33 protein-coding genes and 1 pseudogene are annotated in these 26,934 nt (G+C 37.8%); 14 read left to right on the top strand and 20 right to left on the bottom strand.

Annotation, left to right across the window (positions count from 1 at the left end):
* Nucleotides 1-35 precede the first annotated feature (35 nt).
* The 13 genes from AY606_RS07495 to AY606_RS07435 form a co-directional block, all read right to left on the bottom strand.
* Nucleotides 36-779, bottom strand: a complete 744-nt coding sequence (locus AY606_RS07495) for an HK97 family phage prohead protease (RefSeq protein ID WP_067866720.1) — start codon at nucleotides 777-779, stop codon at nucleotides 36-38.
* Nucleotides 769-2,022: a phage portal protein gene (locus tag AY606_RS07490; RefSeq protein ID WP_067866719.1), complete on the bottom strand. Its 1,254-nt coding sequence runs from the start codon at nucleotides 2,020-2,022 to the stop codon at nucleotides 769-771. Before AY606_RS07490 ends, AY606_RS07495 begins: the two co-directional genes overlap by 11 nt.
* Nucleotides 2,019-3,860: a terminase large subunit gene (locus tag AY606_RS07485; RefSeq protein WP_067866717.1), complete on the bottom strand. Its 1,842-nt coding sequence runs from the start codon at nucleotides 3,858-3,860 to the stop codon at nucleotides 2,019-2,021. Before AY606_RS07485 ends, AY606_RS07490 begins: the two co-directional genes overlap by 4 nt.
* An 8-nt stretch (nucleotides 3,861-3,868) precedes the next feature.
* Nucleotides 3,869-4,387 carry a P27 family phage terminase small subunit gene (locus tag AY606_RS07480; protein ID WP_067866714.1) on the bottom strand — a complete coding sequence of 173 codons (519 nt, stop codon included), beginning with the start codon at nucleotides 4,385-4,387 and terminating at the stop codon, nucleotides 3,869-3,871.
* Nucleotides 4,388-4,525: 138 nt separating this feature from the next.
* Nucleotides 4,526-4,813 (bottom strand): hypothetical protein, encoded by a 288-nt coding sequence (locus tag AY606_RS07475; RefSeq protein WP_067866712.1) that lies wholly within the window; start codon nucleotides 4,811-4,813, stop codon nucleotides 4,526-4,528.
* A 4-nt stretch (nucleotides 4,814-4,817) separates the two neighbouring features.
* The gene (locus AY606_RS07470; protein WP_067866710.1) at nucleotides 4,818-5,033 is read right to left on the bottom strand and encodes a phosphohistidine phosphatase; all 216 of its coding nucleotides are present in this window, start codon (nucleotides 5,031-5,033) and stop codon (nucleotides 4,818-4,820) included.
* A 2-nt stretch (nucleotides 5,034-5,035) separates the two neighbouring features.
* Complete coding sequence (locus AY606_RS07465) at nucleotides 5,036-5,626, bottom strand: HNH endonuclease (RefSeq protein WP_067866704.1); 591 nt, start codon at nucleotides 5,624-5,626, stop codon at nucleotides 5,036-5,038.
* The gene (locus tag AY606_RS16095) at nucleotides 5,595-5,762 is read right to left on the bottom strand and encodes a hypothetical protein (RefSeq protein WP_155858145.1); all 168 of its coding nucleotides are present in this window, start codon (nucleotides 5,760-5,762) and stop codon (nucleotides 5,595-5,597) included. The genes AY606_RS07465 and AY606_RS16095 overlap by 32 nt, the downstream gene beginning before the upstream one ends.
* 155 nt (nucleotides 5,763-5,917) lie before the next feature.
* Nucleotides 5,918-6,385: a hypothetical protein gene (locus AY606_RS07460; RefSeq protein ID WP_067866703.1), complete on the bottom strand. Its 468-nt coding sequence runs from the start codon at nucleotides 6,383-6,385 to the stop codon at nucleotides 5,918-5,920.
* Between the two features lie 382 nt (nucleotides 6,386-6,767).
* Complete coding sequence (locus AY606_RS07450) at nucleotides 6,768-8,585, bottom strand: DUF5906 domain-containing protein (protein WP_067866699.1); 1,818 nt, start codon at nucleotides 8,583-8,585, stop codon at nucleotides 6,768-6,770.
* Entirely contained in the window at nucleotides 8,582-9,484 is a 903-nt protein-coding gene (locus tag AY606_RS07445; RefSeq protein ID WP_067866695.1) for a primase-helicase zinc-binding domain-containing protein, read from the bottom strand. Before AY606_RS07445 ends, AY606_RS07450 begins: the two co-directional genes overlap by 4 nt.
* A gap of 3 nt (nucleotides 9,485-9,487) precedes the next feature.
* Nucleotides 9,488-9,997 carry a phage regulatory CII family protein gene (locus AY606_RS07440; protein WP_067866694.1) on the bottom strand — a complete coding sequence of 170 codons (510 nt, stop codon included), beginning with the start codon at nucleotides 9,995-9,997 and terminating at the stop codon, nucleotides 9,488-9,490.
* A gap of 18 nt (nucleotides 9,998-10,015) precedes the next feature.
* Complete coding sequence (locus AY606_RS07435; RefSeq protein ID WP_067866689.1) at nucleotides 10,016-10,231, bottom strand: hypothetical protein; 216 nt, start codon at nucleotides 10,229-10,231, stop codon at nucleotides 10,016-10,018.
* A gap of 98 nt (nucleotides 10,232-10,329) precedes the next feature.
* Here AY606_RS07435 and AY606_RS07430 point away from each other — a divergent pair, with 98 nt between their 5' ends.
* The 9 genes from AY606_RS07430 (at nucleotide 10,330) to AY606_RS07395 (ending at nucleotide 14,460) form a co-directional block, all read left to right on the top strand.
* On the top strand, nucleotides 10,330-10,983 hold the full coding sequence (locus AY606_RS07430) for a LexA family protein (protein ID WP_067866685.1): 654 nt from the start codon (nucleotides 10,330-10,332) through the stop codon (nucleotides 10,981-10,983).
* A gap of 153 nt (nucleotides 10,984-11,136) precedes the next feature.
* The gene (locus AY606_RS07425) at nucleotides 11,137-11,454 is read left to right on the top strand and encodes a hypothetical protein (protein ID WP_067866678.1); all 318 of its coding nucleotides are present in this window, start codon (nucleotides 11,137-11,139) and stop codon (nucleotides 11,452-11,454) included.
* A complete protein-coding gene (locus tag AY606_RS07420; protein WP_067866676.1) occupies nucleotides 11,451-11,672 on the top strand; it encodes a hypothetical protein in 222 nt (73 codons plus the stop codon). Before AY606_RS07425 ends, AY606_RS07420 begins: the two co-directional genes overlap by 4 nt.
* Entirely contained in the window at nucleotides 11,669-11,959 is a 291-nt protein-coding gene (locus AY606_RS07415) for a hypothetical protein (RefSeq protein WP_067866674.1), read from the top strand. The genes AY606_RS07420 and AY606_RS07415 overlap by 4 nt, the downstream gene beginning before the upstream one ends.
* Nucleotides 11,946-12,107: a hypothetical protein gene (locus AY606_RS16090; protein ID WP_155858143.1), complete on the top strand. Its 162-nt coding sequence runs from the start codon at nucleotides 11,946-11,948 to the stop codon at nucleotides 12,105-12,107. Before AY606_RS07415 ends, AY606_RS16090 begins: the two co-directional genes overlap by 14 nt.
* A complete protein-coding gene (locus AY606_RS07410) occupies nucleotides 12,107-12,295 on the top strand; it encodes a hypothetical protein (protein ID WP_067866673.1) in 189 nt (62 codons plus the stop codon). Before AY606_RS16090 ends, AY606_RS07410 begins: the two co-directional genes overlap by 1 nt.
* Nucleotides 12,295-12,588: a pyocin activator PrtN family protein gene (locus tag AY606_RS07405; protein ID WP_067866672.1), complete on the top strand. Its 294-nt coding sequence runs from the start codon at nucleotides 12,295-12,297 to the stop codon at nucleotides 12,586-12,588. Before AY606_RS07410 ends, AY606_RS07405 begins: the two co-directional genes overlap by 1 nt.
* Entirely contained in the window at nucleotides 12,578-13,015 is a 438-nt protein-coding gene (locus AY606_RS07400) for a hypothetical protein (RefSeq protein ID WP_067866671.1), read from the top strand. The genes AY606_RS07405 and AY606_RS07400 overlap by 11 nt, the downstream gene beginning before the upstream one ends.
* Nucleotides 13,015-14,460, top strand: coding sequence for a DNA cytosine methyltransferase (locus AY606_RS07395; RefSeq protein WP_067866670.1), 1,446 nt, complete (start codon nucleotides 13,015-13,017; stop codon nucleotides 14,458-14,460). Before AY606_RS07400 ends, AY606_RS07395 begins: the two co-directional genes overlap by 1 nt.
* 97 nt (nucleotides 14,461-14,557) lie before the next feature.
* On the opposite strand, the gene AY606_RS07390 is transcribed toward AY606_RS07395, so the two are convergent.
* Nucleotides 14,558-15,706, bottom strand: coding sequence for a site-specific integrase (locus AY606_RS07390; protein WP_067867412.1), 1,149 nt, complete (start codon nucleotides 15,704-15,706; stop codon nucleotides 14,558-14,560).
* A 139-nt stretch (nucleotides 15,707-15,845) separates the two neighbouring features.
* Between AY606_RS07390 and AY606_RS07385 the strand changes: the two genes are divergently transcribed.
* The 3 genes from AY606_RS07385 (at nucleotide 15,846) to AY606_RS07375 (ending at nucleotide 17,736) form a co-directional block, all read left to right on the top strand.
* Nucleotides 15,846-16,751: an RluA family pseudouridine synthase gene (locus AY606_RS07385; protein WP_212838721.1), complete on the top strand. Its 906-nt coding sequence runs from the start codon at nucleotides 15,846-15,848 to the stop codon at nucleotides 16,749-16,751.
* A 115-nt stretch (nucleotides 16,752-16,866) separates the two neighbouring features.
* Entirely contained in the window at nucleotides 16,867-17,202 is a 336-nt protein-coding gene (locus AY606_RS07380; protein ID WP_067866667.1) for a type II toxin-antitoxin system RelB/DinJ family antitoxin, read from the top strand.
* 90 nt (nucleotides 17,203-17,292) lie between these two features.
* On the top strand, nucleotides 17,293-17,736 hold the full coding sequence (locus AY606_RS07375) for a GNAT family N-acetyltransferase (protein ID WP_067866665.1): 444 nt from the start codon (nucleotides 17,293-17,295) through the stop codon (nucleotides 17,734-17,736).
* Here the strand turns inward: AY606_RS07375 and AY606_RS07370 are convergent.
* Nucleotides 17,729-18,439 carry a pseudouridine synthase gene (locus tag AY606_RS07370; protein ID WP_067866664.1) on the bottom strand — a complete coding sequence of 237 codons (711 nt, stop codon included), beginning with the start codon at nucleotides 18,437-18,439 and terminating at the stop codon, nucleotides 17,729-17,731. The two genes, AY606_RS07375 and AY606_RS07370, sit on opposite strands and share 8 nt — an antisense overlap.
* Nucleotides 18,440-18,581: 142 nt before the next feature.
* Here AY606_RS07370 and AY606_RS07365 point away from each other — a divergent pair, with 142 nt between their 5' ends.
* Nucleotides 18,582-19,034: a DUF441 domain-containing protein gene (locus AY606_RS07365; RefSeq protein WP_067866662.1), complete on the top strand. Its 453-nt coding sequence runs from the start codon at nucleotides 18,582-18,584 to the stop codon at nucleotides 19,032-19,034.
* Nucleotides 19,035-19,186: 152 nt separating this feature from the next.
* Here the strand turns inward: AY606_RS07365 and AY606_RS07360 are convergent, their stop codons facing one another.
* Both AY606_RS07360 and AY606_RS07355 read right to left on the bottom strand, forming a co-directional pair.
* A complete protein-coding gene (locus tag AY606_RS07360) occupies nucleotides 19,187-20,107 on the bottom strand; it encodes a LysR family transcriptional regulator (RefSeq protein ID WP_067866660.1) in 921 nt (306 codons plus the stop codon).
* Nucleotides 20,108-20,748: 641 nt separating this feature from the next.
* Nucleotides 20,749-21,111 (bottom strand): hypothetical protein, encoded by a 363-nt coding sequence (locus AY606_RS07355; RefSeq protein WP_067866658.1) that lies wholly within the window; start codon nucleotides 21,109-21,111, stop codon nucleotides 20,749-20,751.
* Between the two features lie 319 nt (nucleotides 21,112-21,430).
* Between AY606_RS07355 and AY606_RS16085 the strand changes: the two genes are divergently transcribed.
* Nucleotides 21,431-21,586: a hypothetical protein gene (locus tag AY606_RS16085; protein WP_155858141.1), complete on the top strand. Its 156-nt coding sequence runs from the start codon at nucleotides 21,431-21,433 to the stop codon at nucleotides 21,584-21,586.
* A gap of 342 nt (nucleotides 21,587-21,928) precedes the next feature.
* Here the strand turns inward: AY606_RS16085 and AY606_RS07350 are convergent, their stop codons facing one another.
* From AY606_RS07350 to AY606_RS07340, 3 genes and pseudogenes are all read right to left on the bottom strand, one after another.
* Nucleotides 21,929-22,912 carry an ion transporter gene (locus AY606_RS07350; protein ID WP_067866656.1) on the bottom strand — a complete coding sequence of 328 codons (984 nt, stop codon included), beginning with the start codon at nucleotides 22,910-22,912 and terminating at the stop codon, nucleotides 21,929-21,931.
* Between the two features lie 117 nt (nucleotides 22,913-23,029).
* Nucleotides 23,030-24,745: a DEAD/DEAH box helicase gene (locus AY606_RS07345; RefSeq protein WP_067866655.1), complete on the bottom strand. Its 1,716-nt coding sequence runs from the start codon at nucleotides 24,743-24,745 to the stop codon at nucleotides 23,030-23,032.
* A gap of 88 nt (nucleotides 24,746-24,833) precedes the next feature.
* Nucleotides 24,834-26,840: pseudogene (locus AY606_RS07340) on the bottom strand (hypothetical protein).
* Nucleotides 26,841-26,934: the final 94 nt, after the last annotated feature.

The raw sequence follows: 26,934 nt of genomic DNA, 5'->3' as shown, positions 1-26,934 counted from the left end.
AAAATGCGGGGTATGTTTTAAGTTAAGTGTTTAGATCAGCATTTATCTAGAAATGCGAAAGGATCTGCTTTAGGTTCAGTTTTTGGTGGTGGATCTTCTTTAGGCTTATGAATGTCGGTGTAACGTGTTAGAAATTTCTCTGCATAGTCTCCATGCAGCCCAAGTGAACGTAAAATTGCTTCAGCATCATCATCTGATTTAATTGCTTGAATCGTTTCTTCACTTATTACACGTGCAGCGTCATCAGAGGGTTCATCCACAACACTGATTTCGTACATATCAGCACGTTTAATTTCAACGTATGCACCCTTGTCCATCACATCAATATCATTGGCCGGATAAAACGCAATTGAAAACCCATCTACTGTTCCATGACGAACCATTGCAGCAACTGATTCAGCAATAGCCAATCCTGGTGTAAATTCCAGTTCAATATAAAGACCGATATCATCTTCTTTAATTACTGTGTATTTACCAATGCGCATAGCTAACTGGGCATCGACATACCACAAACGCCATCCATGATTATAATAAGCATGAATTTTCTTGGTTCCCGCTGCAAATGCAGCACAGACCTCAGCGAATGCACCCCGAATAAATTTTTCACCGTGATAATTAATTGAATCCCACTTGACTGCATAACCACTAATTTTCACAACACCTGTTTTTTCATCTTTGTTGATGAAACGCAGATTTTCAGCAGCAATAGGCATTCGACGGCAATGCACTTTTGGCAAATTAGGCGAGAACTTATCTCGCATTTGCAATTTATTTTTCATCAGCTTTCACTCCATAATTACCTTTTTTCATACGGTCGGCTGTTGTCATATTTACCGGGGCTAATAAAAAGTCTGCATTTGTAATTGGGGTATCACCCTCTTCAACCCGAATTTCATTCATAGTTGCTTGACCACTTAAAATCCGATCTTTGTTGGATTTAATCCTTTCAAGATATGAAGCTCTCAACAAATCTTTAGTTTTAAATTCGAACTCATATTCATCCCATTCATGTCGCTGCAGCAGGTGAATACGAGCACTCTCTTCAATACGCTCCAAATAAGGCCTTAATCCAAATTTATGAAAACCATCGACAAGCTGTTCAATGCCGCTACCCCATGTCGTACTTGAATCTGTACTAAAAATTAAAATTGGATTCACACCAAAATAACGGCAAGCTTCTTCAACGGCTAACTTTCGAATTTCGATAAGTTCAAGATCTTCTGGAGTCAGGCTGATTTGCTCAAACTTCATATTTCCTTCAAGAACTGGCATATCACCATCATCACCATTAACGAGCATGTCCATTTCAGACCGGATTTCGTCACGCTGATCTTTCTTAAGCCATTTTGGTGTCAAAATAGCTCCTGTAGGCTTTGCACCATTTGACATCAAACGTGAAGTCTTATCACTCCCAGCCAAACCAATACCGATTGATTGCGCTCCATAAGCAATAGGAGACATTCCTACAAAACCGGTGCCAAAAAGCTTGATATGCCAGATTTCTTCATCTGTATATTCAACTGTTTTATTACCAATTTTGCACTTATACAACGGTGCACCATCTTCACGGATACTAGGATCTACTGAACCTGAGTTGATCACCTGTAAACTGACCAGCTTTTTTCCTATAAAATCTTTCTTAACATATGCATTTCCTGCAACCAGATTCAACATGAGTTGTTCAAAGAACTCTACTCGTGTTTGATAACGATTAGGTTTGTTGTATAACAGGCGAATTACATCATGATCTTTGACCTGAGCACGTGTTCCATCAGACTTCAACTGGAACATTTGCAATGGAAGAGTAGCAACAGACTCTGTCAAGATTTTGACACAAGCAAAAACCGCACTTAATGTCATAGCACTGTCAAAAGAGACAGGTTTAGCAGTTTTAAAACTAGAACGGGGACGATCAATAATGGTCGTTCCCGTTTTATCTTGCGTTGGTCCAGTTCCACGAACCTTCAGCTTATCGCGATTGGTTTTATCACGAATTTTTACCGTATCGCGCTTTTTACTCATCGCTTTTTCACCTTGATCATGTCTTTCAACCAGTCATCAACACTTCCCGAATCATCTCCAGGGATTAAATCAAAAACACTTTCATCATCGAAATGACGAGCACGTGCTGCAGCAGTAATTGTTCCAATTCCTGCATCAATTTTTTTACCAGGGGAAATTTTACGAGGGAAAATATTTTCCTTTGCATCTGGCTTCACAACGATATTCGTCATACACCAAGTTAAAACTGGATCGCCAGAATGATGAAATCTTCCTTCAGCAATCAATACTTCAATCCACCTCATAGCTGGACTCAAATATTCTGTCGTTTGAGGTATTTCTATGACACTCAAGCCCTCTTCTAAAAGATTGGCTGTAACTTGCTCGGCATGATATCGGTCGTGGCCTATTTCATAAAAAGGACTTTCAATATGTGCATTTTCAATATCACGCTGAATACGTTTGTAGTCTGTAGATTCACCAGGGGTTTCAATTAACCATCCTTGATCTCTCCAAACAGGATATTCATCAGGACGTTTTTCGCCATTAATTGCTTGTTTGGTCTTAATTACATTTTCATTAATGTATGAATGAGCAAATGCATGCCAGTGAATTTTCTCATCTTCTTCAAGGCGAGGCCGTAATGAAACCCAACTTGCTAAGTCCAAACGACTTGCCAAGTCATAACCGCCAAAATTTGGTAGACCTTTAAAGTCTTCTTCTTTAACGGCTCTATAGCATTTCTCCCATGATGATGGGGAAATCCAACCATTCACTGCACCAACCCACTCATTCAAGTGTTTTTGACGATAAAAAGCTTCTTGAGAAGGTGAGATAATGACTTTTTCAAATTTGGCCTGTAAGTATTTAACTGTGACTGATACACCGTAGTTCGGATTGGCTTTAGGCCAATTTTTGGCATCTTTCCAATCATCGCCACGGTCTAAACAGAAAATCATGCCGAAGTATTGCTCATGTACTGCTTTACCTAACAGTACATTTTCCACAGTAGTTCTTTCCCGATAACACACGCCTAAATTGTCATCACCCGCTGTACTAATCGCACCAACTAATGGTTGAGATCTGGCAGCAATACCATCCGCAGTAATGTCATACATGCTCGAATCTTTGTGCGCATGTAATTCATCAATAACGGCCATGTGTACATTCAGACCGTCTTTTGTCCCGCCCCGATCTTGTGATAACGATTTAAAAAATGAACCTGATGTTGGCTGAAAAATTGAATATTTAGATGCTTCAATTCCAAAACGCTGCTGCATGAAAGGTGATAGCTCAACCATTTTATTTGCAGTGCGGAAAATGATATTTGCTTGTTCTTTAGAAGTTGCAGCGGAATATACTTCCGCCCCCATTTCACCATCGATAAAGGCCATATAAAGGCCCAATGCTGCAATCCATGTAGACTTTCCATTTTTTTTAGCGACCTCAATATAGAAATATAAAAATCGTCTCAAACCATCTGAGTCTATCCAACCAAAAATATTGACTGTTGCGAAAACCTGCCATGGTTCCATAATCATTAAATTACGTGTGCCATCTGGTTTTAATTTTGCTAAGTCACCAGAAACGTGAGGGCATGTTTCGACAAAAAAACATGCATGTCTTGCACGATCTTCATCAAAATCATAATCAAATCCAATATCTGCAGGCTTAGTACTTACTTTTAGTTTGACCAACAAAGATTCAACTTCTGGATTATCAGAAATCGTTGAACAACCTGAACGGGTTAAATCATTTAAGAATCTTTTTACTGCAAGTTTTTCCAGTTTTCCGGCTGTACGCACTCCAGTTCGTACATCGTCACAATACTGAAGCGCAATTTGAAAATAATCGCGCATAAAAATCACTAATTCCTTAACCCATAATTTTGATATGGATCGTTATTACTGGTGGTAGATGCTTCAGCACCTAATAAATCTAATTGCTGTTGTTTATTCACTTTGACGCTTGAACGAGCAGCTGGTGTTAAACCAAACTCACGTGCAGTTCTGATAATTTGTTCTTGAACTTTGTTGCGGATCTGAAGCCAAGCTGCTTGCACCTCAAAACCATTCGGAGTTTTTGAAACCCATTTATCAATATCTACTAATTTTTCCATCACGGTTTCATAAACAGCCATGTTGTCGCAATGAAGTCCAAAAACATCACCATCCACAACAGCAAGTAATCCAGCCTGTACTAACTTTGGCCCCAACATATCCCAATGTTTTTTTGCCTTTGCGTTTAGCCATGTTGGGCATGGGGGTAATCCCAAATCTACTGCAGCATTTGCTACTTGAGCATCTTCATCACGATCACTTCGAATTCTTGAACCGCTCATGACTTTTTCTTGCAATGACTTGGGAGGTCTTCCAGCATTTGACATAAAAACCTCCAAAAAATCTAAAACTATTTAAATATTAGAGGTATACCCCCCTATGGAATTATGACCACGCACAAATTTGACGGGGGGGCGGTCTTTTCTGAGAGAGTCTTTTTAACTTTTGACCCCCTATCCCCTAACTCAGATAAAATTTGAAAATATATCTCTAACAGCAATTCCAAAACAAAAACCAAAGAACCAAACTAGATAGCAGCTAGGTCTAGTAGCTTCAATGAATGATCCAGACATCGTTATATCTGGCCCAGCAATAATTATTGGTGGCCGGTCAACTTCAGGTGGAATAGGACGATGACAACAATGAAGCTCATGATTCATTGAACACTTTTTAGCATTTTCCGCTGAATGTTTAATACTTTTACCAATATTTCTGTAGTAATCATCCTTTCCAGAACCAATCGATTTACACATGCACTCAATCCTTTCGTATCAATCGACACTGAGCATCAACTTCATCCAGTGAAGCAACTCGAAGCCGATCATATTGTTCAGTACGTGGATGTTGTTCATCATTCCAAAGTACTTGAAGTGTTGAGCCAGTAGACTTGGTGACAACACCAACACAATCGAAACCTTTCAAGTCATCACGATAGACAACCGGATCACCAAGTAGAATTATTTCTTGTTCCATATTCACGCTCGCTTGAAGTGTGAGTGATGCAGTCGGCCACCATTGCCATCTTTGTCTTGAACAAACAATGTATTCAGATGAGTTTCAATTACTGTGAACACTGCCTTGTCATCACACATCAAACAGTCTTCAGCATATTCAGTGGCAACCAGGACACGATCATGCAATTCAAATGGATTCTTACTATCACGGTTTGCTTTGCTTGAAGTACTAACTACTGGAGACCAACTGCCCATGTCTTCACTTGCTGTCTTACGGTCATGACATGGCTTGCATAATGATTGCCAATTACTTTGATCCCAGAACAACTCTTCATTGCCCTTGTGTGGAACGATGTGATCGACAACAGTTGCAGGCGTTATGTAATCTCGTTTAGAACAATCAACACACAACGGATCTGCATCCAAGTGTTCAATACGTGCCTTGTTCCAACGTGCATCGTATCCACGTTGATGTGAAGTACCACGATCACGATCTTTCTTTCTAATTTTATCTTGATGTTTATCGCAATAACCTTGATTGGTTGAGTACTCTTTGCAGCTGCTCACCAGGCATGGACGTTTAGCTCGTTGCGGTGCTTTCTTTGCTTTCAACTGGAGACACCTCAATCGAACGTTTAATAATTTTATTAGCAACTGCTCGAGCTGCTTTCTCAATCAAGATCGCTGCATAAATCAATGCAATCTTACGTTTAGATAATTTCACTTGAATTTTGACAATCGGTTGCATAGATATCCCCATAAAAAAAACCGCATGTACCTCTGAGGTAAACATGCGGTTATGAAAGAGAACCTTTCGGTTCTAAGGGAAACTACAGCGCTTTGATATAGTTTTCCATTGTGGTAAAAACTAACTTAAATTTGTTTCAGTGTCAAATACTAATTTTAATTAGTCTTATTCAGCTGAAAAAATATCTTTTCAAAAGCTAATTCTAATTCCTGATTTAAATTTTCTAATACATGATTTATGTGATTATCTAAGTGACGATGGATGACTAGATAACTCACGCCACCTAATACACCACGTCCACGTACAGAAGGTTTGTAATCCCCAGGCACGGCACAGAATTCAAGAATAGCTATTTTAACAACAGTAAAATGATAATCTGGATTAACACGATCTAATCTTTCTCGATACTTTGGTAAGAGTGCTGTACTCATCTTTAAAATATTATTTGATGAATTAGCGCCAAAACATTTCAAACGAATTAAATTATCCTGGACTGGAGATAATTTAGCGTAACTCATAGCAAGTAATACATCTTGCGCTGTCAAGGATGGAGAACCACCATCAACCCGATCTGCTTCATAATTTACGGATTTTGGATTTAATAAACGAATATATTTTTCCATTGGTCAGCCCTTTTAATTATAAAAGTGAACAGGTGAACGACTAGTGAATGAGTCTTTTAAGTCATTCACCTCATAAGTATTTGTTTTTAATATTTTATTTATTAAAAGTGAACGAGTGAATAAAAAAATATGCGCGCGTAAGATAAAAAATAAATAATAGAATGATATAAACAGAAGAACAAGAAGATGAGATGCAAAATAATTTCCCACATGTGCGCGAGAAATTTGGTTCTCTCGTTCACCTATCACTATTAAATCATTACGATTCATAGATTTACTAGGTGAACGAACAGGTGAACGAGCGTTTTTGTTATTCCTTTCATTCACCTGTAATGCAATGTAAGCCATTGCTTTTGCGAAATAAATCTTAGATATATTCAGTTTATTTGTCAAGAACATTAGGTGCACCTCTATCAAACTCATTCACACATTCGCCATACCACTCAATAGCAGTTTTGCCATCTGGACAGTCACCAATGCTTACAATCAAAGACTGGCCCTGTTCTTTGATATATCGCCATTTTTGCTTCTCAATTAACGTCACACCCTCAATTTTCTTTAAGTCCTCCGTAAATTTTCGATAAGAATACTTATGCTCCAAAGTTGAAGATGCCCACTCTTTATAAGCATCATAAAGCTGCTGCGCCTTACAACTAATACACTTATATTTAGTTTCACCAATGAGCCATTCATCAATAAAAACCTCGATAGATCGCTTACTTGCATTCATTAACGCTCGTTTTGCATCAGTCACTGGTGGCTTGTCATGTTTAAATTCCTCTAAGGGAACAGTTAATAAATAAGTGTAAAACGCATCCAATCCATCTCCCGCTATTTCTGAATATACTTGCTCACTTAATCTTTCATCCAGTTTGGATTGCGGTGCAATGACGAACCACCGACGTGCCTCGCCATGTAATGGAAATGGAATATTTTCATTTGAAGCAAATGCCATATTGAAATATGCAGGCACTTGTTTTTGAGGACGTTGCTTCTCATTGATTGTTACGCTTTTGGCTGTAATTAAGGCATTTAGATAGGGCGTAACATTATATTTTGTGGCATTCGTTGCGATTTCTTCACCAAAAATAAAGGCAGCATTATTTAACCAACCGTTAAATTGTGGACTTTCTAATTCTTGTGAAGTAATAACGCGATGATATTTACCATAAATACCGCCCATGACTTTTTCAAACAATGTGGTTTTACCCGAGCCTTGAATATGACTCGCCATAAGTACCGCACTATGTGCCTTTTGACCTTCATTTTGTAATGGGTACGCTAACCATTGAAGCAACCAACGTTGAATATCTAGATCACCGTTACACAAGCACCAGATCATTTTTAAAATGCCTGCACAACGTGACCTTACCAGTGAATATTCAAGCCTCTGCTGATCTTGATTCAATAGCTCATTAACAGCATAACCTTCAAATGTATTGATATAGTTTGGATCTATATCAATCTTTCGAGTTGGATCAAAAATGAGTTTTTCATAATCAATTTCGCTACGGGTCGGACTTTCAATCCATTTTTTATATTCATGTGGATACATCAATTGAGAAGCAGACCAAGACACGACTCGATTCAAAGATTTATCATATAAAAATGTTTCACCTTTTAACAAAATACAATTTTTACTCATATTCGGTGCAACAAACCCCGCACCATCTATAAGTAATTGTTCAACTTCCTCTTTTTCAATAGTTTGACGAAAATGATGATTATACCAGTGCTTATAAACACTACCCAAAGTATGCTTTAGCGATGAAATTTTAAACTTATGTTTGGTTTTTAAATCAAATGCATCATTACTACAAGCAATCACCGCATAACGTTTTAATGCATCATTTATTTTTTCCATAGGATCATTTGGTTCAGGAATATTTTGATTTTCCCCACTCCCCGCTATTTGCTGCTGACCAGTTTCAGAATGGCCATTCATGGGCGGTGCATAATCTAGCTGAAAACCACTATCGGAATAGCCGATATTTGCATGATTTTCTGCCATTTTCCCTAAATTCTGGTCAGCTAAATCAAAGGGGTGCGGGGAAAAAACAAAAGCAAAATTAGATGTTGAGATTGCCGTTTCGATCTGCCGACGAACTTCACTTAAACCCGCTAATACATGAAGATCATTAAAATCAGATGGTGGCTTAGATATGACTTGTGGCTGCTCGTTATTTTCTTCAATACTCATACGTGCTCCACTGTTTTAAAATCGGGTAATACAATAATCCCGCCTGTAGCAGCCACAGCTTTATTCGCAGCTTTTATACCTGCATCTAAAGTTGCACTATCATCATCAGCACAGTAAACAAGTTGTAATTTTGGATATTTGGAACGAACTGCAATACCGACCTTGTCAATATTTCCAGATTGAAAGGCAACGATTGTTGTATAGCCAGTTGCTTCATAAACACTCGCACCAGTCGCATAACCTTCTGCGATACAGACAATTTGATCTGCTGAAGTAATCTCACCAATAATGTAAAAGCAATCATTGACACGTGCGCCCGTCAAATATGGCTTATAACCATCTACATGAATTTCCTGCATATTCCAAATATGACCATCAATATCAAAAAGTGGCACAAGCAAGTTACCTTTGCCATTAATTTTACAGCCGTGGTTTTTTACATGCTTTCGATCCAAATATGGACAATCACGTTCTACAGACTTGCCTTTCCACATACGTTCCGCACGTTTTGCTGCACTTTCCTGTGCTTTACGCTCTTCAAATTCAGCCTGGCGTTGCTGCTGTGCCGCTTTTTCACGCCATTTTTTACGATCTTCATCCGTAACTTTGGTTTCATTTGATAAGCCTAATACAGCCCCTACTTCCTTCAAAACCGTTGAATAATCCATATTTCTTGATTTTTCAATTAGTGCGAAACCATCACCTGAATTACATTGGTTGCAGATCCAAGTGCCTTTACCTTGCTTATCATCGCAACGGAATCGATCAGTCCCACCACAAATTGGACATGGTCCATGTTGATTTTTCTTGGCTGGAACATTAATTCCGAATGCAGGGAAAATAAGGTCTTTCCATTTTCCTAAAGCAGAATCCCGAACTTGATCAAAAGTTAAAGCCATTGATCACTCCCCCTCTACTTGAAGATCTTTTTCAGATTTGATTTTTGCAATTTTCTTTAATGCAGCCACAGCCCCAATTAATTCCATTGCATGCTTTTCTAGCATTGCCATTTCTATACTTGATATTTTTCCGTCACTCAACGATTCACTAAGACCATCGAATAATTCACCAACTTTTTTTGACACCTTTCCAACCTTAGAAAGAAAATCAAAATTTTTAATATCTACATCATTTTTATATTCAAAAAAGACAACTTGGCCATGAGCTGAAGCAAGGCTTTCTAAAATCCGCTTATCTTTTGTGTAATGAAGAACTGCTTCGATATGCTCTGGATGCAAGTGATATTGGGTATTGTTGATGTCAACACACTTACTAAATACCATTGGATTAAACCCATTTATTTCAGCAATAGCAGCTTTGCTTCCATGTAAGTCTTTACAGGCGCGGTAGATTGAAACATCCAAAGGTAGTACAGCATTTTCAGCAGCATAATTTGATAAAAAAACGTTCATATCCAATTTACTCCTAATTTAGATATTACTTTCAGCAACTTGACGACTTACATTTGACTGCGGAATCAAACCAATTGCCGGCTTTCCCTCTGCCAAAGCACGAACTTGTGCTTCCCGAAGTAGTGGAATTTGGTTTGGATTCCAACGGGCGACTGCTGCTGTTGTAATTTCGAGCTTGTCTGCAAGCTCAGATAAAGAACAACCAAGCAAAGTAATGGCTTCATCTCTAGTCATTATATTTTCCATAAAACTAACTTAAGTTAGTTAATTAAATACAATTTAACTTAGTTAGTCAACAACTAATATAAGTTAGTTATTATTGAGACTGAGCCATGGAATCCACAATCAGTACAATCGGATCAAGAATCCGTAAATTAAGAAAAGATAAAAAGCTTACTCAAAAAGATATTGCAAAAACTTTAGGCATATCTGATGCCGCAGTTGTACACTGGGAAAAAGATGTAAATACTCCTAAATTGGAATATCTAAATATTCTTGCACCTACACTTGATACGACTATTGACTTTATAATGTATGGAAAAGAAGAATCTTTAGAAAATATAAAGGATTTTAGACCAGTAACGAGGATGCTACCGGTTTTGACTCATGTCCAATGCGGCACAATGACAAATGTGCGATCAATCTCCGCTCATGATATTGAGCAATGGCTACCCTCACCACCTGAAGCAGGTAAAAATAGTTTTTATTTAATTGCTCAAGGTATTAGTAATTCACCTTATTTTAATGATGGTGATTTTATTTGTATTGATCCAGATGTTGACTTTAATTCTGTACAAACAGGCGAAATGATAGTCGTATGTCAAGACGACGAGGCTACATTTAAAGCACTGGTGAGAGAGTTTAATACTACTTACTTAAAGGCATTAAATGAAAATTATCAGCCTAATATCATTCCTTTAAAAGAAAATTCAGAATATAAGGGAAAATACGTAGGCAAATTTACACCTAGTAAAAAATTCTTATAATTTTAAACTTCTTAATTTTTATAAAACTCAGATTATTCTGGGTTTTTTTATATCCACAATATTAAAACTAACTTTTATTAGTTAAATATATTGACAATAAATCTAACCAAAGTTAGTTTATAGGCATAAATTAATTTTAGTTAGGAAAAAACCATGTTTACATCATCTGAAAAATCTCAGGATCAATTTGATCAAATTATTGTAAATCGCCTATTTTCTGCAGATTTTGCTCAACCAAAAGTTAATGATCAGATCTTTTATAGAACAAAGGCCGTGTCCCAAATTTTATATGCCGTTAAAGCCATAAAAGCCGCTACTAATCAACATGAATTCACAACTGCAATTGCACAAGCAAATGCGTTTATCGATGCTGCAATAGATTTTGAGTTCATTGATATTTCAGAAAAAGTTAAATGGCTTGATGAAATTGCTGCTGCTGTACGCCTTCAAACTATTGGAGATTCAGCATGAATCTAACTGAAACGCCTGAAAGTATTGTGCCAGGACAATCAGAAATTGATTCTTGGCCACAGCTTAAACGCACATCACATCCATGCCAGGACAAATGTTCAAATTTCAAAGATGAAGAATGTGGCCATTGCTTGGTGAAACATGAGCCTGTTTTACAAAATGCTGATGAAGCTAAATATTACAGAACATACCTTGAAGCCAATAGGTATGCCCCATGACTCAAATTGATGTCCAGGTATTAACTGGAATTGCCAATATTTCACGCTTATGCATGGTTCATTCAAATGCTGATTTTGAAGTCAACATGTCGTTATACCCGACAAAAAATGAACTCAATATTTATGTATTCAAAGGTGGCTATATACATGCCTGGCGTAATCCAGCACAACGAATTGAAAAAATTCGAATTGATCTGGTTACACCCAAAATAGCAACCGTGAAAATGTTGGAAGCCTACATATACATTGAAAATCTAGCCAAGGAACAAGCTCATGGGAAATCTTAACTATGGCCATATTGCTGTCTTTTTTTTCATTGTTGTTCCCAGCGCACTCATTGCTGTGATGCTTTTTAAGTTATTGATGAATGAAGTTAAAAATATCAATAAAAAAGCTGCAGCGCTCAAAATCAAAAACGAATCGGAGAATCGCTAATGCTTCAGTTCACAGATTTAAATAATGCTAAGCACTTCGTGAATACTGACAATTTAAACAATGTGGTTATTCGCGAACAAGGCGAGTGCAATATTCTTGCTTTCCACATGATGAATCAATCTGTTGTGCCCATCACTGTAGATCGCTCGACCGCTGAGCGTGTAATGAAAGAAATGGGAGCTATTTAATGAATACATTCGTACCGCAAATCAATTCATTTCACGCCCTATTAATTCGTTATGGATCACCAGTCGTTCCTCTTGAAACTATTGTGAATGATTATTTTAGTCATATGAAAATTGCAGACGCAAATCGACGTGCCAATAAACTCGATTTGCCATTTCCTGTTTTCAAATCTGAAAATACAAAAAAAGCTAAATGGATGGTGAATCTCATTCAATTGGGTGCCTATCTAGATCAACAAAGTCAAATCGCATTGCAAGATCACAAAGCAATGAATGGTGAACAATATGCAAACTAATTTGGACCATATAATATTTAAAAAACAAGGTGAATCAGCTGCTATTGCTGAATCAGTTGAAAAGTTTTTAAAAGCACAAGGCAAAAAAGAGCCAGTACAAATTCCTTTTGGTCAGTCTGGTATTAGTCAAAAAGTTGAAAACGGCTATAAGACAGGTCAACAAAATATGCGTGACATGATGACCCAATCTATCAGTCTTAATCGGCCTGTTTTAAAAAATACCGAAAGACCTTTAACTACTGATCAAAAACGTATGAAATTTAACTTTGATGCGAAACTTGAAGCAACTCTAGCTGGAAAGCAAACATTCACTGGAAAATGCGTTAAACATGGATTAACTGAATTTAAGTTTTATATATCTGGAAAGCATCACTGTATTGAGTGCCGAAAAATAATTATTCAGCGTAAAAAGGAAGCGATGGCGTGATGGATTTATTACCGCATGAATTAATCATCGACAACTTTGCTGGCGGTGGCGGTACATCAACTGGACTTGAGCAAGCATTCAATCGCCCTGTTGATGTAGCCATAAATCATGATGCCAAAGCTTTAGCAATGCACCGTATCAATCATCCAGAAACTAAACATTATTGTGAAAGTGTTTGGGATATTGATCCAATTGAAGTCACAGGAAATCAACCAGTCGGTCTTGTTTGGCTTTCACCAGACTGCAAACACTTTTCCAAGGCAAAAGGAAGCAAGCCTGTAGAAAAGAAAATTCGTGGTCTTGCATGGGTAGCATTGCGCTGGGCAGCTAAAGCACGTCCTCGAGTCATTATGCTAGAGAATGTAGAAGAGTTTAAAACTTGGGGTGGTTTAGATAGTGAAGGCAAGCCATGTCCTAAGCAAAAAGGACGTACATTTAAAAGCTTTGTTAATGCACTAAAAAACCAAGGTTACATAGTTGATTATCGTGAATTACGTGCATGTGACTATGGATCACCAACAATACGTAAGCGTTTCTTTTTGGTTGCTCGTCGAGATGGTTTAAAAATTCAATGGCCAGAACAAACGCATGGCCATCCTGATTCTATCCAGGTAAAAAAAGGAAAATTAAAACCATGGCGTACTGCAGCTGAATGCATTGATTGGTCGCTTGATTGCCCAAGTATATTTACACGCAAGCGACCACTAGCTACCGCAACTATGGAGCGTATTGCAGGAGGTTTAAAGAAATTCGTTTTTAATAATAAAAAGCCATTTGTTGTAAATAGCGTTGCTCCAGTATTAACCGAATGTGCTAATGCATCCAATAAACGCTCAATGCCAATAGATGAGCCTTTAAGAACTATTTGCGCCCAAACAAAAGGTGGTCATCACGCACTTATTTCAGCTTTCCTTGCTAAAAATTATACAGGTGTGACTGGTAGTGATTTAGCTGAACCTGTTCATACCATTACCGCCAAAGATCACAACTCACTTGTGGTCAGTCACTTATCAAAAATGAAAAATGGCTGTATTGGTCAGGATCTTGATGAGCCTATGCATACGCTTACGACCGTCAATCAATTCGCAGAAGTTCGCGCATTCCTTACCGCATTTTATGGGAATGAAAAAGATGGAAATTCTGTGGATGAGCCTTTAAGAACCATACCAACTCGTGACCGTTTTGGTTTGGTAACTATTGGACAGCAAGACTATCAAATTGCAGATATTGGCTTCCGCATGTTGCAACCGGTTGAGCTATTTAAGGCGCAAGGTTTTCCAGAAACATACATTTTTAGTCACGGCACGAATGAGCACGGTCAAAAAATAAATCTAACCAAGACTGAGCAAACGCGAATGGTGGGTAATTCTGTTTGTCCACAATTGGCTCGTGCATTGGTAGAGGCAAACTTTAAACATGAAAATAAATATCGAGGGGCAGCATGATCAATCTTGAACAAGTAAAAGATCTTCTGGAATCTTTATTAGTTGGAAAATACAAAAAAATCATCACAAGCCTCTGATTAGAGGCTTTATTTTTGTCTTAAATATTTTCCACATTTTTAGCTATTTTTATAGCATCTTTATAATCTAATACTTTCTTTCGGATCAGATCCAAATTTACATATCTTTGTAGACTGCCCCAGCTGTCATGCAAAGTGTATTGCTGAATTTGAGGAATAGTAAGACCTTGTTCCGCAAAACGTGTAGCAGCTTCATGACGCAGATCATGCCACCACAAGTCATCGATACCATGAATTTTACAAGCATTGGTGAATATACGTGTAGTAGATGAAGCATCCAGTGGTAATAACAAACTTTCATCACCTCCTAAGCGCATCATTTTTTTTCTAACGGTCGGATCTAACAACTGCTCAATGATTTGTTTTGCTTTTTCATTAACTTTAAAACGTTTGTTATTCCCTTTTGAACCTTTAGGACTCTTTAAATCTCGAACCATCCAAACCCCATGTTCTGCATCATAGTCATCCAAACGTAGCCTAAATAGCTCACCACGTCTTCTAGATGTATAGATAGCAAGCCACATAATTAAGTGCAGCGGCATGGTGGCATTTGGTCGCAACCACAGTGAATAAAAATGGTTTGTTAATGTCTGAAGCTCGATTGAGGTTGGAAGGCGTTCACGAGATTCTGATCTATCAATTTGACGCGCATTTCTAAGGCCACGCATTGCTAAATTCAGCTCATTGATGGCATTAGGTTCGTTCAGTACAAGTTCGGCATGATTTAATACACTTCTCAAAAATTGAAGATCTTGTTCTGCAGTTGCCTTTGAAATAGGTTCAAGACCTTTGATGGGATCACCGCGTCTTCTTGTTATTGTGTACTGGGCATAATCTTCACGTGTTAATTCTGCTAATCTTTTTTGCGCAAAATCATATGTTTTTATGAACTGTAATTTATAAAGTTTACTGGTGCCGATTCCGTTTACATCTTCAATATATCGATCAATTGCTTCAGAAAGCCGGATAGACTTTGCTTTGACTTTGCCTAATAATATGTCCGGATTTACTTCAAGTTCTGCTTCTCTTTTTTTAAGCCAGGCTTCCGCAAAAGATTTTTTACTGAAGGTTTTTGATTCACTGAAATCTATATCCTGCTTGCGCACTTGAATTAAAGCCCTATAGCGAACTTCACCTTTTGTTGTAACTCGTTTAGTGACTGTGCCCATGATTGCAACCATAGATTTGAAGTTGCAATAAGGTTGCACAAAATGCAGATATTCGCAAATATTAATGTTTATTATTGTCTATTCACGTTTAAAGAATTTTAAGTAAATGAATGAAATTATTAAAGATACATACAAATCAATGAGTAACGATAATTTCATACCGCCCATGATTGATGGCGTAAGCGCAAGCAAAGTATTTCTTCCTAAAATGAAGCCTACGCCGACAACTGTCTATCAATATTTATGTCAGCAGTTTGCACATATTAAATCCACTGAATGGCAACAACGTTTTGCTGACGGATTAATTTATGATGCTTTAGGTCAAGTATTAAACTTAAGCTCTGCATATATCGACAATAGCCACGTGTTTTATTACCGTTTTCTAGCACACGAAATAAATGTGCCTTTTGAACATGAAATTTTATTTGAAAATGAACACTTACTGGTCATTGATAAACCGCATTTCTTAACCATCAGTCCGACTGGCCAATATGTTCAAGAAACACTTTTGGTGCGTTTAAAAAAACAAACCGGTAATGAATTCTTAACCCCTATTCACCGTTTAGATCGTGAAACTGCGGGTGTGGTTTTATTCTCCAAACAAGCTTCTACTCGCGCTGTCTATCAGGAAATGTTTGCCCAACGTCAAGTTAAAAAAACCTACCATGCTATTGCACCTTTTCATGCAGATTTAACATTTCCCTGCTATACCCGTTATCGAATGGAAAAAGGTCAACCCTTTTATACGATGCAAGTGGTTGAAGGGCAAATAAATAGCGAAACAGAAATTCATTTAATAGAACATGATTCAGTTTGGGGGAAATATGAACTTAAACCGATCACCGGTAAGCAGCATCAATTGCGCGTTCATTTGAACAGTTTAGGCATTGCGATAAAAAATGATCCTTTTTATCCGGTGGTACAGCATAAAAGGGAAGATGACTTTTCCGCACCTCTTCAGCTTTTAGCAAAACATATCTGCTTTAACGATCCCATTACTTTTCAGGAGATGGAATTTTCATCTAACTTTGAATTGAACATGTAATAACCGTGTCATTACAATTTATTTTCGTAAATGTAGTGTATGAATATTGAAATTACATTAGATTTGATTAAAATAAATGCTGAAAAGTTAAGTAATTAGATGTATTCAGAAAATTATGAGAAAAACCGAAGTTTATCAAATAAGACTTGACTCCCAAGAGAAAAAACATGCTTTTGCAGTGTTTAAACAATTGGGGATTACGCCAGCACAAGCAGTACGACTATTTTTCAAACAAGTCGTGCTAACTAAATCCATCCCCTTTTCCATTGAAAATCAGAGTATTAACCTTGAACAGCTGTATAAGATTCGGAAATTAAAGCAACAGCAAACCCTTTTAAATGGTGAAGCAGAACAATCCATTGATGCTGAGGAAGAGTTTATTTTGGACGATGACCATTTAGATTTATTTGAAGAGCTGAATGCCATCTTGGGTGAAAGTGACAAAACTTAACAGTGTCGCATTTACAAACAAATTTTAAAAAACTGAATATAAAAAATTAGTTATGCTTCATGCAAAGACAAAAAAAGCATGGAGTATAGAATGATCGTAAGACGTGCAACGCTAGAAGACCTACATCCTCTTGCAGTTTTATTCGATGAATATCGCCAATTTTATGGTGCTTCTTCCAACTTAAACGCATCTTATCAATTCTTAAAACAGCGCTTTGAAAATCAGGAAAGCGTGATTTTTATTCATGTTAAAGATGATGTTTTTACCGGTTTTGTTTTACTTTATTTAGGTTTTTCTTCAGTCGCTTGTTCAATCTATTATATTTTGGATGATGTGTATGTCACCCCAACCTATAGACGTCAGGGTTCGGCAAAACAACTGATTGATACCGCTATTTTATTTGCACGACATGAAAATGCATTACGCATTAGTTTAGAGACGCAAAAAACCAATTACCAATCACATCAACTCTATGAGCAAATGGGCTTTGTAAAAGATGATGAATTTCAAACTTATCATTGCTTCCTTAAATAGTCATGCGTGTCTTGGCGAGTTCGACTTGTTCTTCAGTTAAATAAATCCACTTGCCTTGCTCTAATTCAGGAAGTGCCAAAGCACCAATTTGTTGGCGATGCAATTGTTCAACTTTATTTCCCACCGCAGCCAACATCCGTTTCACCTGATGATAAACACCTTGATGAATGGTCAACTGTAATTCATTTTCCGAAAGCTGAATCACATCGGTCGCTGCAAAAATACCTGACTCATTACGTAATTCTACGCCCTGCTGCAATTGCTGAATCTGTTGCTCTGTCACAGGGTCGGCGGTTTTCATTCGATAGACTTTTGCCACATGTTTTTTCGGATGCGTTAGCGCTTGTAGAAACTGGCCATCATCCGTGAGTAATAAAAGCCCACTGGTGTCCTGATCTAGACGTCCTACACATTGCAAACCACGATTCATCAACACATCATTAAAAAGGTCAAACACACTAAAATGATGAGTCGCCTGATGAGAACATTCATAATCTTGAGGCTTGTTTAAAGCAATATAAACCTTTTCACGATAATCAAAACTTTCGCCATGCACTGAAAAACTTAAATTACTTAAATCAAGTTTATGTTTTGCATTGATGATGACGTCACCGTTGATGGCAATCACACCATTTTTAATGAGCTGCTGGCAATGTTTACGCGAACCGAAACCTTGCGATTGCAACATCTTTTCCAAGAACATAAACCTAACCTCTTAACCATCCAGAAAGGCGCATTCTATACTGAAATGCAGACTAATTTTATTGTTCACTTTGTTTAAGATAAATCTAGACTCAAAACCCGTTACAATAGCGATTATTTACGTCACTCTCCCTTAAAAAATAATGTCCAATTTAGATTTAAATTTGATCGTTCTTTTGGTTTTATTGGCTTGCGGTATCTTTAGTCATAATAGTGCCGTGACGATTGCTGCGGGTGTTTTAATTGTTTTTCGCATTACCCCTTTGAGTGAATTTTTCCCTTATTTGCAACAACACGGTTTAAATATCGGTATCATCATTTTAACCATTGGTGTTTTGACCCCGATTGCTAGTGGAAAAATTCCGGGAGATGCGATTTTAAAATCCTTTATGAGCTGGAAATCTTTGCTGGCAATTGCGATTGGTGTTCTAGTTGCTTGGCTCGGTGGTCGTGGAGTTAAACTCATGAGCAATCAACCTGATGTGGTTGCAGGATTATTGATTGGTACGGTTGCAGGCGTTGCGGTATTGCGCGGTGTGCCGGTCGGCCCTTTAATTGCCGCAGGTATATTGACCCTGTTTATCGGATATTCTTAATAATTATGAGTACTGCTTTACTCCGCTTAAGATTCAGTCTTTGTGAAATTTTTTATTATCTCATTTAAAAAAACCAATAACAGATAAGTTAATAAGCCAACTCATCTGTTCTATTGATGGCCTCTTTTTTTTAAATGAATGATCTACTCTATTTATGCAGAATAATACTGATTACGCTTTTGCGAGAATTTAGCCAATTGCTTTAAGAAACCTTCAAAGTAACTTTTCTCTTTCTCTTCGGTTCTATAGCCAGCATATAAAGTACGGCGCAAACCTGTAGCAGAGACGCAATCTAAACGGCGTGAAGTCACCCACCCTTTTTGCTCATATTCATTTACCACCCAATCTGGAAGTGCCGCAATACCTCGACCACTCGCCACCAATTGAATCAGCATCTGAGTTAAATCTGTGGTGCGTACGTGCTTCGGTTGAATATTTGCAGGAATAAACAGTTTCGCCATGATATCTAGACGGTGTTTATCTACTGGATATGTAATTAGGGTTTCCTCTGCCAACTCTTGAACGGTAATACGTTCGGCACGAACCAAGTGATGAGTATTGGATAAAACCAAACGTGATTCATATTCAAAAATCGGGAAATATTCGATGCCTTTTAATGCAATCGGATCTGCAGTAATCAACATGTCAAATTCTGCATTTTGCAAAAGTTCATGTGGATTAGCTTCAAAACCTGATGCAAAGTCCAGATCAACGTCTGGATATAGATGACGATATTGGTTAAGCAAAGGCATCAACCAGTCAAAACAACTATGACATTCTGACGAAAAAATAATACGCCCGGTTTGACCATGCACAATACGGGTAATATCAGTTTGAGTAATCTGAATTTGCGGCAATACATCATCTGCCAGTTTCAGTAAACGCTGTCCTACATTTGAAAAAGTCACAGGACGACTACGGCGATTCACCACCTCCACCCCATACCAGTGATCCAGTTCTTTCAGCTGATGGGAAATGGCCGATGGGGTTAAACACAAATCATTGGCCGCAGCTACTAATGAACCATGCTCACGTAAAGCAGTCAGTGTTTTTAAATGGCGAATTTCTAGCATATAAATAAAATTCCAACAAAGCGTATATTTTGAGCTTGATATGAGAAAGCCCAAAACTGTAAAACATAGAATGAATTAAATTAATCTTAGCATAAAAATAATGAGTTATTTTCATTTTTTATTTAATGATTTTTTCGTAAAAAGAATAGTCATGTAACAAAACCTCATGCTTATTACTTGTCATGTTCTTGGCTATTCAAGGGTTGGGTCGAAACAGGAACTTAAATTTACTGAAGAAAAAAAATGATGCTGGTTTGGTAATTATCCAGATTGATGAAGCCGTGTTCATGAAGGCTTAGCGCTAGATAAAATGAATCAGATCGAATACTGGGATTGAGCAATGAAGTCATTCAAACTCTATTTAAATAGCAATAAAAACATACTCTGATTCTTAGCTACACGAGCTATTCGGACTTTAAAGACTGCTTGCCGCAAATCATCACGGTGGATACAGATATCATGCTTAATGCGTATGGGGAATCCAGACTGTGATTTAATAACACGTGACTTGGCGACTAAAAGGGCACAACAAGTTGATGAAGAATTGACTGACGCTGCATAATTGACTACGGTCAGGTATTTCAAAGCAAAGATAGCCTATTTTTAGGGATTATTTAATATAAGATAAAATAGATCAGCTACTAAGAAAAACGATAATATTGCTCAGTGCCAAAATCATAAAAACTTAAGGTAGAACCTGAAATGGTGATCTCAAAATAACTGGAATTGCCATAATGATAACCTTCATATTTTTTTACGCCTTTCTTTTTTAAACTGATAAATTCACTATGGCCATAATCATATAAATTGAATTCTCGACCAGTATTTCGTCCCTCAAAAATGACCGATCGATGATAATCAAAAAGTTTAGCTTCCTGTTGATTTACATTGCCGCTGATCTGAGGATAAACGCTTTCGTTATAATCATAAATATTGGATTTAGTGTTACCAAATTCGAGCTTGGCAACCACTAATGCTAGAGCAGCTCTCTGATAATGTTTCATAAATTCTTCCCTTTTATTTTTTTAATTGTTTTGAATAATAGAAAAATTATCTTATTTTCTATTTTAAAAATGATTCAAATTATTTTTATTCCTAAACAACATAACAAATTAATTTTTGAACGCAAAGTATTAATTTTATGATGTGCCAAATTCACCAATGCTGAATGTTTCTTCAATTCTCTCCATTACCTCATTTATTCTTTTTTCTAATCTATTGAATGCCACAAAAATATTTAATTCGCGATGGATAACACATTCACTTAAAAACGCGAACAGCTTTAAAATTTTGGTCTTAGTCTTATCGAAATGAAAAGCAATAGTGCCAAGTCTTTGTGTCGGTGTACGCGCAACTGCTGCAGATGACTGGAACTACGGGCCTGCTCCATTAAATATTCCAGATGATAAAGCACTCGGCTTAATTGAACATTACCTAGAGCGCGATATTGATGTTTCCTTTTCCTATCGTGCAGGCTGATCACGGTTTTACTCAACCGCTAGATGTATTTTGTGAAGGTCTATTAGATCGTTATTCCGTTATTCTAAAGTCATTGCAGTCGAACAACGTCGGGCAGATGGTAACTATCAGCCGGGCTACCACTGAACCCGGAATGGGCTAAAGACTTATTAAAGCACTTTAAATCTGCAAGTGGTGAATATACTTCAGAAGTACATTACTACGAACCGATTCAGGAATGGATTGCCGGTATGGGCATGATGACCGCTGAACCTAAATGATAAAAAATGAGGAAGCGAATACTTCCTCTTTTTAGATTTTCGACTTCATCATCGATTCTTTTTTTGCTGTAATTCTAGAACTTTAATCAGGCAGCTTATGCCCACAATGCGGACAGAAACAATATTTATTCCTTTCTTGCTCTAATTCTTCTTCCTTACGCTCACGAATGAGCTGTAATACAATATCCTGTGTCTGCTCAACAGTCAGCCCTACTTCTTTACGCAAGTTTTCAATTTTTTCCGCATCAGTAAAAAAATCAATTTCTGCGACCTGTAAAAGTTCACGAAATTTCGATTCTAACTTTTGCTTACGCAGCTCAAGCTCACTCGCCAAACCAGTCGCCAGAATACCCGCGGGAAGTGCAGCCAAACCGACACCTAAAATTGTAATCAATGCCCCCAAAAACCGACCCAACGGTGTGATTGGCGTAACATCACCATAACCGACTGTAGTTAGGGTGACCACTGCCCACCACATAGAAGCAGGAATTGAGCTAAATACTTCTGGCTGTGCTTTATTTTCAACAACATATACTCCAGCTGCTGCCATCACTATCATAATCAGTAAAATAAAAATAACCGCTTGAAATGCGCCTTTTTCACGTTCAATCACACGCAACAAAATTTGTAACGATACAAAATAACGTGTCAGCTTAAGCAGTCTAAATAATCTGAGAATCCGCAGGAAACGTAAATCGATATGCACAAAGAAGTTGATGTATGCGGGTAAAATTGAAAGTAAGTCGATAATGGCACCACCACTTCGCACCCACAACCATCTATTTTTCCATGCACTATTAAACGGATTTTTTTCAGCAACCGCCCAAAATCTTAATAAATATTCAGCGGTAAAAATAAAGATGGAAAATAATTCAAAAGCATCAAAGAACACATGGTACGACAGATAAATATCATTAATCGATTCCAGTAAAACTGCAACAGTATTCCCAATAATCAATAAAACAAGAAAGACGTTTACGTTGCGACTAAAATTACTTTCATAGTCATCGTTATGCAAAGTATCATAAACAAATCTACGAAGCTTGTACCACGCTTTGAATTCCATATCCGTGGGTTACTGTTGAATAAGATTTTTAAGTGTAGCGTAACTTGACTCTTGGGATATGAAATTTTCTAAAAATTAATCATATATTGCAGTACGTTAACCTGACAATCTGTCAGCCTATTCAACAAAAAGTAATGCCAGACGCACCTGATCATACCCCATGCGCGGTGTAGTCGCTTCCACAATTGGACGCAGTTTAATGATTCCATCTTCACTAAAATGTTCAGGACTTTGACGTTTCATTAAACGTTTATAAATTTTCCGCACTTGTTCTACAACCTCTTCACCCGGATGTGCAACAGAAATATCCAGACCCTGCTCTTTATGCAATTTAGCCAAATGATTGATAATGGTTGCAGGCGTTAAGCCGCGCTCAACCGCAATATCCTGAATTTCATAACCTTCGACAAAAAGTTCACGCGTTTCATCCAGGGTTGCCGTGGCATAATTGGTTTTACCAGCACTTTTTGAGATTTTCTTCTCATTGCGCTGGATTTCAGTTTCATTCAAGGTACCGCCACAATGACGAATAAAGGCTTTATGTTGCGGCGCCAAATCAATCAACTCAAAATGATTTTCGGCTTCTTGGGATAATTCCTGAAAACGTCGATCGGCTTTAATCGCCAAACTATCCAGCTCCAAAGCCTGCTCATTAATTCCGAGCAGTTTTAAGCCACTTAAAGCTTTTAACCGTGATATTGCGACATAGCCCTGACCTTTTTCAAAAGTATGCGCCAGATTAATTTCAGCCGCTTCCAGGGTCATGCCTTGAGATTTATGAATGGTAATTGCCCATGCCAAACGTAGTGGAATTTGCTGAAAACTGGCAATAGTTTTACCCGCATCGTTATCTACCGACCAAGTTTCAGGTGGAACAATCAGCACTGTACCATCAGTCAGTTTTACTTTAGGTAAAATGCCATGATCATCATCTTCTTCGAAACCAATCACCTCACCTAAACTGCCGTTGATATAGCCCATATCAAAGTTATTCTTCACAAACATAACCTTGGCATTTTTCTTTAAGGTAAGATTTTCCGGCGCACGCACGGATGACTTTAAAGTTTCAATCAGTTTATCATTGCCATCACAGACCGCTTCAAACTGTCGCTCATCCGCCTCAATGGCATTCAGATGCTTAAAGTTAATCGCATCCACATCCATATTGTGAGTATACAAACGGGTATAGGTTTCGCCAATATCTTGCTGGCGGGTTTGTTCTAAAGCCTGTAAATGCTCGGCTGTAATACTTTGACTACGAATTGCATTTAAGATGTCATTTAAATAATCGTTACCTTGACGATGTTGCTCAGTCAAATAACAGACGCGAAATTTGGCTTCGACCCACGAATCGGACATAAAGCAGAATTTATCACGGTTGCGTTCATCATTTTTACCCACTGGCGGTAACTGGAAGAAGTCACCTGCGACAATGACCTGAATGCCGCCAAAGGCTTCATCACTTTCTTTGAAGTATTTGAGAACTTGATTGACAAGATTCAACTGCTTGGCATGCAACATTGAAATTTCATCAATAATCAGCACTTGGGCATTTTCTAAATGCTCTTTTAAGTATTTGCGCTCTTTCATGTTTTTTAGATCAGCATCGGATAAAAAATCCTTGATCCCAATCCCGGCCCAGGTATGAATGGTCATGCCGTTCATATGCGTGGCTGCAATACCGGTCGATGCCGTAATGGCCACCGGTACTTTACGGACTTTTAAATAATTAATGTACTGATTGAGAGTATAGGTTTTCCCTGCACCAGCCGAACCTGTTAAAAAGACATTTTCGCCCGCTTTTAAAAGCTTGAGTGCAGTTTCTTGTTTCATAAGACCTATAACCGTAAATTAACGGCTATAGCCTAACGATTTTTTCCCTAAAAGTTAAGCCCAGAAAAAAGTTTAACGACAGCAACTGTCACTTAAGTGATATTAACTGTGCATTTAACCAGGAGATAAATTGTAAAGCGACATTCACAAAAAAATATTCAGCTTTTCTATTATGTGAATATTCCAACTGGTCATAGACCAATTGGCTACCCTGTAAATGACATCCCAAAGTCATATGATGCATCCCGGTTTCAGATGCCATATGAAAAGCCACATATTCCCCGTCAATAATTCGCTGTGCATAGCTGACAGCCAGACAGTGATGACACCATTTTGATTCTTCAATAATTCGGTCTAAGTCTGCCAACTCCTCAAAACTCCAGCCTGCAAACTGAATCTTTTTCTCAACCATCAGAGGTTGCCATACAACTTCGGCATAATTTTTCTTTAACTGCGCAATAATTTCCTGTTTCTGGAGGTGAGCATGCCAATGAATCGCTTGATGAAACAGCCCCATCCAGGTGGTACTTTAGAGCACCATTTTATTGTCGGTAAAATAATCAACCAAATAATCCCGCACATAGGAATCAAAAACTGACACTCTTACATGTCGCTCACGTAAATAAAAGATTTGCCGAAACTGATCCGGCTGCATTTTATAGCGTTGCAATACTATATAAAAATCACGATTTTGATGGGTTTCAGGGCGGATATAAAACATTAAGTCTTCAGGTAAGGCGTATGTTATTTTCTGTAGATACAACATATAAGCTTGCATTACCCAACTTAAACGTAAATAGACCCTTTTTACGATTTGCTGGTTCCCTTTGGTGACATTCTGCATCAGCTCCATCCATTCATCCAGATACAAAATTGACGGACTGATTGCAATACGATGATCATCTAAGGCTTGTTTCTGGCCTTTAAGTAACAGACTAAGATTGTTTTCATGCTCAAACCAAGCTTCTTGCATCGCAAAATAGTGACAGCTATAAATGAACATACGCGCTGAAGAGTGCTGAAAATACTGCAAGGTAGCTAAAATGACCTGCGGATGAACCTGACTGCTATCCACAAAACTTAAAGCTGTCACAGCGACCCTGACACTGCTGTGTTGAATATGGCGACTGAGCCAATCCACCACCTCACCTGATTGTTTAAACAACCAGTTCACTGCACGTGGATAATCAAATAATGGCATCTTTGCAACTTTCTTCTGCCAAACTGTAGATGTCGCCTGAAGAAAATTATGCTTTGACAATAGGTCATCACGTTGCCAAAGTTCACGGCGCATTAACCGTACGAAGCCTAATAAGTGTGATTTTTCTTCTGCATGCCGATACAGCAACTGGATATCATCTTGATGTTCCATCAACTCATTTAAATTAAAACGTTCTTCAAATGACAGTGCCATAATGCGATACATTGCGGCAGGTAAAAACTGCGAGGCGCTAAAACAGAATTCATCCAGACATTCCATCAAGGGCTGGATCGGTAAAAACTCCTCACCACATACCACTTGAATCGAGCAAACCTGTTGCAGCATTTGTACAACAGTTTCAGGCAAAGCCGATTTATTCCGCACATAATCGGTCAGCACTTTCGAGTGATAAATCTCTGCACTCATCATGAGCTGATCAATCATTTCAGCTTCATCTACACACAGATATTTTAAATAAGCACTGACTCGTTCAGCCCCATTGACCCACAAATAAACCTGATCGAGTAACAGTTGACGAAATTGCTGGGCTTTTTGACGTAAAAATAATGAATGTTGCAGTTTTAAATCACCGGTTAGAAAATACAGATCATGCAGAATAAATTCTTCAACTAATTCTGCTTTTTGCCCCAAATAAGAAAAATCACACTGCAAAATGCTTTTCAAATCTGACGCTGGTGAATGAAATTCGAGTTGAAATAAACCATTGGCTATTTTTACAACATGCCGCTCTTGATCAATACGAAACATATTTTGGGCATTCAGATCACCGACAATCTTGAGCTGATCTTGAAAAATCTCATTTAGACTTTTAGAAATTCTGAGTAACTGTTTCGCAATCAATGGATACTGCGGTACTAAACGATCCTGTTCCATACTCGCCTCAAATTAAACAAGCATCCTAAGATGAATTTAATATTAGAATGAAACCACTGTATGCTGCCTGGAAAGTTTAATCAAACCTGTCCGA

The organism is Acinetobacter sp. SFB (genome assembly GCF_001647545.1).
GTDB lineage: Bacteria > Pseudomonadota > Gammaproteobacteria > Pseudomonadales > Moraxellaceae > Acinetobacter.
Note: the sequence above shows the minus strand (reverse complement) of the source record. Positions and strands in the feature narration are given on the sequence as shown.